Here is a 1,893-nt window from a genome sequence, read left to right on the forward strand (position 1 = left end):
CCCACAGGGGACTTGCACCCCCAAGTCATCCGGCCAGCACCACCTGCACCGGAACAGCGCCGTCAAGGCGCTACGCGCCATGCCTGGCGCACAATGAACCCAAGCATCGTCGATTCGGACGATGCTTGGCAAAATCTTGCCGGCTAAGGTGAAGCTCCACCAATACAAACGGACCCGTTAACATACCGGGCGACAGCAGTGGAGTACACAGAAATGAGTCGGATTATTATTGACCCCTATCCTCATCAACTCGGCGGTCACTGTGGCTCGGGCGCCCTGAGGGACTTGGTGCACTGGGCCGGGCTCGGGTGGGACAACCTGCCCGGTGACGGGTTACCGGGTGAGGGGCTGGTATTCGGCCTGGGAGGTGGTCTGTCCTTCATGTATACCCGTTATCCCGGCCTGACACCGCCTCTGTACCTGGTGGGCCGCAACGCCGATATGGAGCTGGATTTCTGCCAGCGACTGGGCATTGAAACCCGCCGACAGCAAACAGACAACCCGGATGAGGCCTGGCGTTGGATAAGAAACGAAATAGATGAAGGCCATCCAGTCATGGTCTGGTGCGATATCGCCGAACTGCCCTACTTGCGGGTCAGACTTTCCAATACCCGCCATGACGTCGTCATCATCGGCTATGACGACGACAGGAACATGGTATTCATCATTGACAACGACCGGGAAGAGGTACAGGAAGTCCCCATGGACGCCTTCCGGCGGGCGCACGGCTCCCATGGCTTCCCTGGCCCCAACCGGTTCGCCACCTACCCGATGCGTTTCCCAGCCAGGTTGCCCGACCTGCTGACCTGCGCCCGAGAGGCGGCAGCATCGGCTGCGCGTGTACTGGGCGGTGAGGATGCCCTGCTGTTCGATGCATCTACCTTGCCGGAGGGCAGCGTGATAGGGTCTGGTGTGGAGGGCGTCAGGGCGTTCGCCGACGACGTTATCACCTGGCCCCACCACCTGCCCCCGGATGAACTGACCACTGCCGTCAGAAGCATCCCGGTATTCGTGGAAAAGGCCGGCACAGGAGGCGGTTTGTTCCGTAGGCTGGAAGCCAGCTTCTGCCTCGATGTGGCTCAGGCAACCGGCGACCAGGCCTTTGCAGCCGCCGCCAACGCCTGCCACCGAAGCGCTGAGGCCTGGAGCGCCCTGGGTGAAACAAGCCGAGCAGAGAAGCCGGACATCGAGGCTGTCAGCGAAGCAGCTCACCGGCTTCCGGAACTGGAAAGCGCCATGCAGAAGGCATTGGAACTCGCCGGCCAGGGCAGTACGAACAACCGATAAAAATTCATCGTGGAACGAACATTATTTCAATTCAGGTCGCCGCCGAGGAATTACAAACTTTCATGAGCGGCGAATTACCCCAGCTACAATCGCTTTTGAAAGGGTGGGAAAGGGACTCCTGTACTCAGGGCGTGAGACACCCACACCCTCCAGTATCTAAAGGCCCATGTGGTGCCGGCATCAGAGCAAGGAATTCCGTCAGCCCGTTCACTAGTGCAAACCCCTTAACCGGCTCCATCAGATAGAAAGCGCAGCACTGATTAGTTACCTGACGGGGAGGGGCATGTCAGACTCCGCTCAGGCAGGGAATCGACAAGTTAGACGGAGACAAATGTGGAAATTGCTTCCTATGTGAGAGACTCATTGACGAATTTCCGACACCCTCTATACTTTGGTATTGGTTACGATAACAATAACCCTAGTCTAGGAGATTCATTATGAAACTGAACAAAAACAAAACGATCTCACTCCTGTCTGCACTCGCTGTGGGTGTTACTTTAGCCTCAACCAACACTCAAGCAGTACAGCTTCGTCATGCCACCGGCTATGCACCGGGTTCCATGGGGGCAGAATCAACGACAACCTACGCCGAAGCGATGGAAGAGA

Annotated in this window: 1 protein-coding gene; it reads left to right on the top strand. The window is 57.5% G+C overall.

Annotated elements, in window-relative coordinates:
* Positions 1–213 precede the first annotated feature (213 nt).
* Positions 214–1,287, top strand: a complete 1,074-nt coding sequence (locus tag BM036_RS19560; protein ID WP_091855297.1) for a BtrH N-terminal domain-containing protein — start codon at positions 214–216, stop codon at positions 1,285–1,287.
* Positions 1,288–1,893 lie beyond the last annotated feature (606 nt).

This window comes from Marinobacter segnicrescens, assembly GCF_900111555.1.
GTDB lineage: Bacteria > Pseudomonadota > Gammaproteobacteria > Pseudomonadales > Oleiphilaceae > Marinobacter > Marinobacter segnicrescens.

What these genes read in the sequence shown, in the direction of transcription:
- BM036_RS19560 (WP_091855297.1), top strand. Translation starts at nt 214, where the DNA reads ATGAGTCGGATTATTATTGACCCCTATCCTCATCAACTCGGCGGTCAC.